The sequence below is a fragment of the Brachyspira sp. genome (assembly GCF_029258575.1).
Taxonomy (GTDB): Bacteria; Spirochaetota; Brachyspiria; order Brachyspirales; family Brachyspiraceae; genus Brachyspira.
The window spans coordinates 1-6,902 of the sequence record NZ_JARHYI010000022.1; the positions used below are offsets into that span (position 1 = coordinate 1).

Genomic DNA, 6,902 nt, shown 5'->3' on the forward strand with positions numbered 1-6,902 from the left:
GTTACATTACCTGTAGAATTTGATGCTTCAAACAGAGCAATTAAAATATTGAATAAGGGCGGTTTTTTAGATAGTGAAGAGCTTTATGGTGCTAAAAAAGTTTTATCTGCTGCTGCTTTAACTTATGTTGCTGCTGCTGTTACTGCTATACTTACACTATTAAGACTTTTAATGTTAGCACAAAGAAGAAGAGATTAATAAATATTAACTAATAAAAAACAAGAAATGAAAGAGGCTTTATTTTTGAATATTGCCTCTTTTTTATTTTACGCACGGTAAATACATTCTTATTAAATATTGGCATTATAATTTCAACTTCCATATTTTAAAAAAAGAAAACTCTTCGTGCGGTGATTGCATAATAAATCTAAATAGATTTTGGGTGGGGGTGATAATTTGTTAATAAACAAAAAAGAAAAATAATATAAAAATAACTGATAAAGATAAAAAGACTAAAGGGTGGGATTAAAAATAGACAAAAAACTATTTAGATAATATACAGTTTATTTTGAAATTCTAATTTTTAATTATTTTTTATTTTCATACTGTTAGAACTTTCATTATAAAAAAGCATAGACTTTTATAAGCCTATGCTTTCATATTTTTAATTTACATTTTTCTTAAAGCTATTCTAAGAAAGAAAGCAAATCCTCCCCAAATAGCTAATAAACTAAAACCCATAAATATAGCAGAATCTAATCCCATAATTTAATCCTCCTTAATTTATTTTGTTTGATTAGTTATATTAGGCTGTCTATCTTTAAATTTAGCCAATAATAATCCAACTATGAATGCTATAACAGGCATAGACCAACCCAAAGCAAATAAAGCCCAAGTAGGATAATTTCCATAAGGTTTTTTGAAATCATTTATCAATTTTAATGATAACATTATAGCCAAAAATATTGGAGTTAAAAACTTTAAGCAGAAATTCCACCAACTTCCAACTTTAAACTCGCTTACTTCATTAATAGTCTTCTTTAATGAACCTAATTTGTATACCCAAGCAACTAATACAATCTCTATTAATCCGCTTACTACAATATTATAATTATTTATGAAAGCATCCACTATATCAAGTATAGAAAGTCCACTTCCTGTAGCATAAACCATAGATATAGCACTTTGTATCACTATAATAGCAATACTTACTTTTTTTCTATTGAAATGGAATTTATCTATGAATGAAGATATAACTACCTCAGCAAGAGAAATAGCAGAAGTTAGTCCTGCAAATGCAAGAACTAAAAAGAATACCAAACCGAATATTCCATTTAATCCAGGTAAAGAATTGATAGCTTCAGGGAATACCATAAATGCTAAACCTATTCCGCCACTTCCTGCTACTTCAGCAACTTCTTTTCCCTGAGAATGTGCCATATACCCTATTATACTGAATACTGTTATACCAGCAAATAAACTGAAGCTAGCATCAGCAAAACCTGTCATAAATGCATTATTAGCTATATCAGAATCATCAGGTAAATAACTGGAATATGTAATCATTATACCGAATGCCACAGACATACTATAGAATACCTGACCATAAGCATCTATCCAAATTTTAGGATTAGTAAGTTTAGAAAAATCAGGCTTAAACATGTAATCAAGTCCTGATAAAGCACCAGGTAAAGTTACACCTCTAATAAGAATAATAATTACTAAAATAGCAAGTAAAGGCATAAATATTTTATTAGCTTTTTCTATACCATCTTTAACACCGCCTATAACGGAAATTAATATTATTATCCAAACTACAACTAATGGTACAGCAACACCAACATTAAAATTTTTAAGAGCGATACCACTATCAAGTTTTAAATATTCCTGTGTGAAAAAAGTAGCAGTATCAGTTCCCCATTTCAAACCTTGAATGGAAAAAAGTCCATAGGATAATGCCCAAGCAATAATAACTGAATAATAAATAACTATTGCAAAACATGTAAATACCTGTAACCAGCCTAACCATTCCCAAGACGGATTCAATGCTTTTAAAGCACCTGGAGCACTTTTATGAGTTTTATGACCTATAGAAAACTCTAGTATCATTATAGGTATGCCTGCAGTGAGCATTGCTATAAGAAAAACTATCATAAAAGCTCCACCGCCATTAGAAGCAACCATATACGGGAAACGCCATATATTGCCCAAACCAACAGCAGAACCTATAGCGGCAAGTATGAATCCAGCTCTAGTTCCCCACTGTCCTCTGTGATGATGATGACTCATCTTTTCTCTCCTTATTTTTCATTAATTATATTTAACCTTATATGATATATAAAAATAGACAAAATAGCAATACTTTGTATAGAAATTTTTTATTTGTTCTTTCACATAAAATTATAAAAAAACTAATGATATTTTTTATATAATATTTTTTGTAGAAAACATAATAACTATATGAACTTATAATAAGCAAAAATATTACAATAATATATATAAAATAAAGCTACTTTTTTAGAAGTGCCGATATAATATAAAATTTTATTCTGTCAGAATTTATGTTAATAGGCTCAAGCCCTAAAACTTCATTAATCTTCTTAATTCTATGTAAAACTGTATTTCTATGTATAGATAATTCTTCACAAGTTTTGTTAATATTAATATCGCATTTACTTACAGTTATTATCGTTTCTTTGAATACTGAATTTTTATTAATAAGATTTAATGTATTTTTTAATATCATAGAAGAACCGAAATAGCCTTTATTTAAAACAATATATTACAAAATATAATCTTCTATAAAATAAATATCATTATTTGTATTTTCTATATAATTAAATAAAAAGTTAGCCTGTTCAAAACTATTATGTATATCTTCTAAATTATTGACTATAGAACCGCACATAACCGAAAATTGTATTTTCATTTCTCTTTTAAGCAACTTAAAAAATGACAATATTGTTTTATTTTTATCAGATACATTTAAGCTTTTTATGATAATAAACTGTCTATTTCCTATATATAAAATAATATCTTGACTGCTGAAACATTTTATCAATTTTATTTTATGCATTATGTATTCATATACATTCTTCATATCATAATTATCAGTTTTTTCTATTTTTAGAAGACATACCGCTCTATTTACTTGAAAAGAATAATTATTATTTTCTACCCATATATTAATAGATGATAAATATTGATAATTCTCTTTATATATGATTTTTTATATATAATTATTTAAAGTTGTTTGCTTCAGTATTTTTTTATCAATATCTATTTCTCTCTCTATCAGCATTTCGGCAGTCATTTTAATAATATTTGCTATAAGTTTTATTTCCTCTGGATTTCCTGTAACTCCCACAACTCCTATAAGTTCATTATTAAATATAAGAGGCATTTTAATAACCTCCAAAGCTCCCAAATGAAGTTTTCCTATTCTATCTTTATCCCACTGCTATAATCTCTCCATACTCATTCATAATATTAATATTCACTTTCATAATCTATAACTTTAATTATTTTATCTAATAATCTTTGAGCTATTTCATTATTAATATACATAGCTACCTTAAATATTAAATTAATAATTTTGAATATAATCAAAAAACATAATTTTTTTTGGTTAAAATAAATTATACCCTGTATAAAAATAAACAGGGCATAAAATAAATTTCATTATAAATCTATTTAACAATTAATGAAACTAAAAATACATTAATAATTCCAGCTATACCAATAATCAAAGTCATTAAAGTTTGTGTTTTATATCCGTCCTGTGCTTTTATAGAACTGAAATTAGTAACAACCCAATAATAACTGTCATTAGCATGAGAAACTGTCATAGCTCCTGCCCCTATAGCCATAACTGTTAATGATGCAAGAATAGGAGTATCTAAACCCAATGCTCCCATTAAAGGTGCTAATATTCCTGCTGTAGTAGTTAGTGCCACTGTAGAAGAACCCTGAGCTGTTTTCAAAATAGCAGATAGTATAAATGGGAAAAATATCCCTACACTTTCAAATAAAGAAGCATTTTCTGTAATAAATGATACCAAATTTGAAGAAGATATCACTTTTCCCAATACTCCTCCTGCAGCTGTTACAAAAAGTATAGGACCTACAACTTTTAAAGTATCATTTGTAATATCATAAAAGCTATCTAAATCTTCCATATAATTTTTTTGTGAAAAATATGTAATAACAGAAAATATTAATCCTACTGCTAAAGCTATTATAGGAGTACCTAAAAACTGTATAAATATCGCTATAGGACTTTCTATTTTAGCCATAGTAAATACTGATGATAAAGCCATTAATATAATTGGTATAATGATAGGAGATACTGCTAAAAATCCATTAGGCAGTTTTCCATAGCCTGCCACTAATTCCTCATAACTTTTAACATGTTCTTCATTTGCAATTTCATCTATTGCCGTTACTTTAGTTCCTATGTATTTAGAGAAAAAATATCCTGCTATAAGAGGGAGTATAGAACATACAATTCCCATTCCTATAACCATAAGCAAATGATTTCCTATACCAAGCGAATTAGCAGCCGCTATAGGTCCAGGTGTAGGCGGTATAAATACATGTGAAATATACAATCCTGCAGAAAGTGCTATACTCATAGTAACAGCAGACTTCATAGTTCTTTTAATTAAAGCCTTTTTGATAGGATTCAAAATAACAAATCCTGAATCACAGAAAACAGGAATAGAAACTATCCAGCCCATAATAAGCATTGCCAATTCAGGTCTTTTTTTACCCACTACTTTTATAACCATATCAGAAAGTTTTAATGCCCCGCCTGTTTTTTCTAATACAGTACCTATCAAAGCTCCCAAAATGATAACTATACCTATACTTGTAAAAGTTCCACTAAAACCGCTTCCAATTATGACAGGTATTTCTTTTAGAGGTATTCCTGCAATAAAAGCAAACAGAATAGATACACCCATAATGGATAAAAAAGGATGTATTTTCAATTTAGATATGGCGAATATCATTAAAATGATGCAAATTATAAAAAATATAATCAATAAACCGCCTTGCATAACTTACTCCTTTTTATTTTGTTATATTTAACAAGTATATAAAAATTATATATATTTGCCTTATATTATAGATACAATTTTTTAAATATTTATTGTATATATAGACAATGAAAATAAAAATTAATGTACTATAAAAATTATTAAGGAGAATACGATGAAAAAAATTATAATAATACCTGATTCATTTAAAGGAAGTGCAAGCAGTTTGGAAGTATGCAATTATATAGAAAAAGGTGTATTAAAAGTAATTAAAGATGCTGATATTATAAAAATACCTGTTGCTGATGGAGGAGAAGGCACTGTTGAATCTGTACTATATGCTGCTGGAGGAAATACAAAAAATATTAATGTAAAAAATCCTGAAGGAAAAATTATAGAAGCTAAATATGGTATCATTAATAAAGATAAGGCAGTTATAGAAATGGCAGAAGCTTCTGGGCTTACTTTAGTTGATGATAAAACAAGAAATCCTTTAAAATATTCTACTTATGGAACTGGAGAGATTATAAAAGATGCTTTGAATAATAATATAAAAGAGATATTAATAGGAATAGGTGGAAGTGCTACAAATGACTGCGGCATTGGAATGGCTAATGCTTTGGGATATAAATTTTTAGATAAAGATAATAATGAACTTGAAGCTGTAGCTGAAAATATGATAAAAGTACATAATATAGATGACAGTAATGTTGATAAAAGAATATTCAATATAAAAATAATAGCGGCATGCGATGTAAAAAATCCTCTTTATGGAGATAATGGAGCTACTGCTGTATATGGAAAACAAAAAGGAGTTACAGATAAAAATTTTGATATACTTGATAATGGGCTTAAAAATATAGCAAAAATTATAAAAGAAAAATTTGGAAAAGAAATAGATTATATAGAAGGTTCTGGGGCTGCTGGAGGACTTGGAGGAGGGCTTATAGCATTTTGTAATGCCGAATTAAAAAGCGGTATAGATTCCATTCTTGATATAATAGATTTTGAAGATAAAATAAAAGAGGCTTCTTTAATCATAACAGGAGAAGGAGCTATTGACGGTCAAACAAAAGAAGGAAAAGTTCCTGTAGGTATTGCTAAAAGAGCATGCAATATACCTGTAATTGCTATAGTGGGAGAAATTAGAGAGGGTGCGGATATAGTATATGATCTAGGTATAAAATCTATAATGCCTGTATTTAATAGGGCTATGACTATAGAAGAGGCTATTTCTAATACGAATTTTTTAATAGAAAATGCTACTGAAAGAGCTTTGAGATTTATAAATATAAACTTATAATATTTATTTAATATTATTTGTAACGCCGTAAATATTAAAGTACTTTACTTCTATATTTTCAATATCATCATCTATATCTTTTAATAAAAACTTTAAATTAAGCCCCATCAAATAGGTTTTATTTAAAGCAATATATCTTTCTTTTTTATTATCATCTTTACTCATATAATCATAAACTATCATATTAACATCTATGTGAATATCAGAAATTACATATCCTTCTTCTAATATTTCTGTAGTTATAAGATTATAATTACCAAAATACTCGTATTCAGAAACAGCACTATCAGAATACATTTTTAATATTGAAAAATCCAAATAATTTTCTATTCCTTTCCTTATAGCATTTTCTATATTTTCATTTTTATAAATCTTTTCTCTTACCTGTTCTTTTGTTATTCTTTGTTCATTACTATTATTAAGATTATGAACATCAAAATTTTCTAAAGTACCCATTATTTATACCCCTATTATAATATCTATATAAAAAATTATATTGCACGGGAGCCAGAGATATTTCCTTTAAGTATTCCTTATTTTTTTGAAGTATAACATAGGAGTATCATAATTTAAAGCGGAATGTATTCTTTTATGATTCCAAAAATTATTATATTTTATTA

9 protein-coding genes are annotated in these 6,902 nt (G+C 27.4%); 2 read left to right on the plus strand and 7 right to left on the minus strand.

The features are described 5' to 3' along the window. Positions 1-198, plus strand: a 198-nt coding sequence (locus Q1J76_RS01565) for a zinc metallopeptidase (RefSeq protein WP_300365761.1), incomplete at its 5' end; no start/stop codon positions are given. Positions 199-609: 411 nt separating this feature from the next. On the opposite strand, the gene Q1J76_RS01570 is transcribed toward Q1J76_RS01565, so the two are convergent. From Q1J76_RS01570 to Q1J76_RS01595, 6 genes are all read right to left on the minus strand, one after another. After that, positions 610-705: a MetS family NSS transporter small subunit gene (locus Q1J76_RS01570; RefSeq protein ID WP_300365764.1), complete on the minus strand. Its 96-nt coding sequence runs from the start codon at positions 703-705 to the stop codon at positions 610-612. Between the two features lie 18 nt (positions 706-723). After that, a complete protein-coding gene (locus Q1J76_RS01575; protein WP_300365767.1) occupies positions 724-2,229 on the minus strand; it encodes a sodium-dependent transporter in 1,506 nt (501 codons plus the stop codon). Positions 2,230-2,449: 220 nt separating this feature from the next. Further along, positions 2,450-2,686 carry a helix-turn-helix domain-containing protein gene (locus Q1J76_RS01580; RefSeq protein WP_300365770.1) on the minus strand — a complete coding sequence of 79 codons (237 nt, stop codon included), beginning with the start codon at positions 2,684-2,686 and terminating at the stop codon, positions 2,450-2,452. 36 nt (positions 2,687-2,722) lie between these two features. Beyond that, positions 2,723-3,166, minus strand: coding sequence for a hypothetical protein (locus Q1J76_RS01585; protein WP_367182050.1), 444 nt, complete (start codon positions 3,164-3,166; stop codon positions 2,723-2,725). Positions 3,167-3,169: 3 nt separating this feature from the next. Then, the gene (locus Q1J76_RS01590; RefSeq protein WP_300365773.1) at positions 3,170-3,343 is read right to left on the minus strand and encodes a sugar diacid recognition domain-containing protein; all 174 of its coding nucleotides are present in this window, start codon (positions 3,341-3,343) and stop codon (positions 3,170-3,172) included. 286 nt (positions 3,344-3,629) lie between these two features. Beyond that, complete coding sequence (locus Q1J76_RS01595; RefSeq protein ID WP_300365776.1) at positions 3,630-5,000, minus strand: GntP family permease; 1,371 nt, start codon at positions 4,998-5,000, stop codon at positions 3,630-3,632. 154 nt (positions 5,001-5,154) lie between these two features. Between Q1J76_RS01595 and Q1J76_RS01600 the strand changes: the two genes are divergently transcribed. Continuing rightward, positions 5,155-6,282 carry a glycerate kinase family protein gene (locus Q1J76_RS01600; RefSeq protein WP_300365779.1) on the plus strand — a complete coding sequence of 376 codons (1,128 nt, stop codon included), beginning with the start codon at positions 5,155-5,157 and terminating at the stop codon, positions 6,280-6,282. 3 nt (positions 6,283-6,285) lie between these two features. On the opposite strand, the gene Q1J76_RS01605 is transcribed toward Q1J76_RS01600, so the two are convergent. Next, a complete protein-coding gene (locus tag Q1J76_RS01605; protein WP_300365782.1) occupies positions 6,286-6,738 on the minus strand; it encodes a hypothetical protein in 453 nt (150 codons plus the stop codon). Positions 6,739-6,902: the final 164 nt, after the last annotated feature.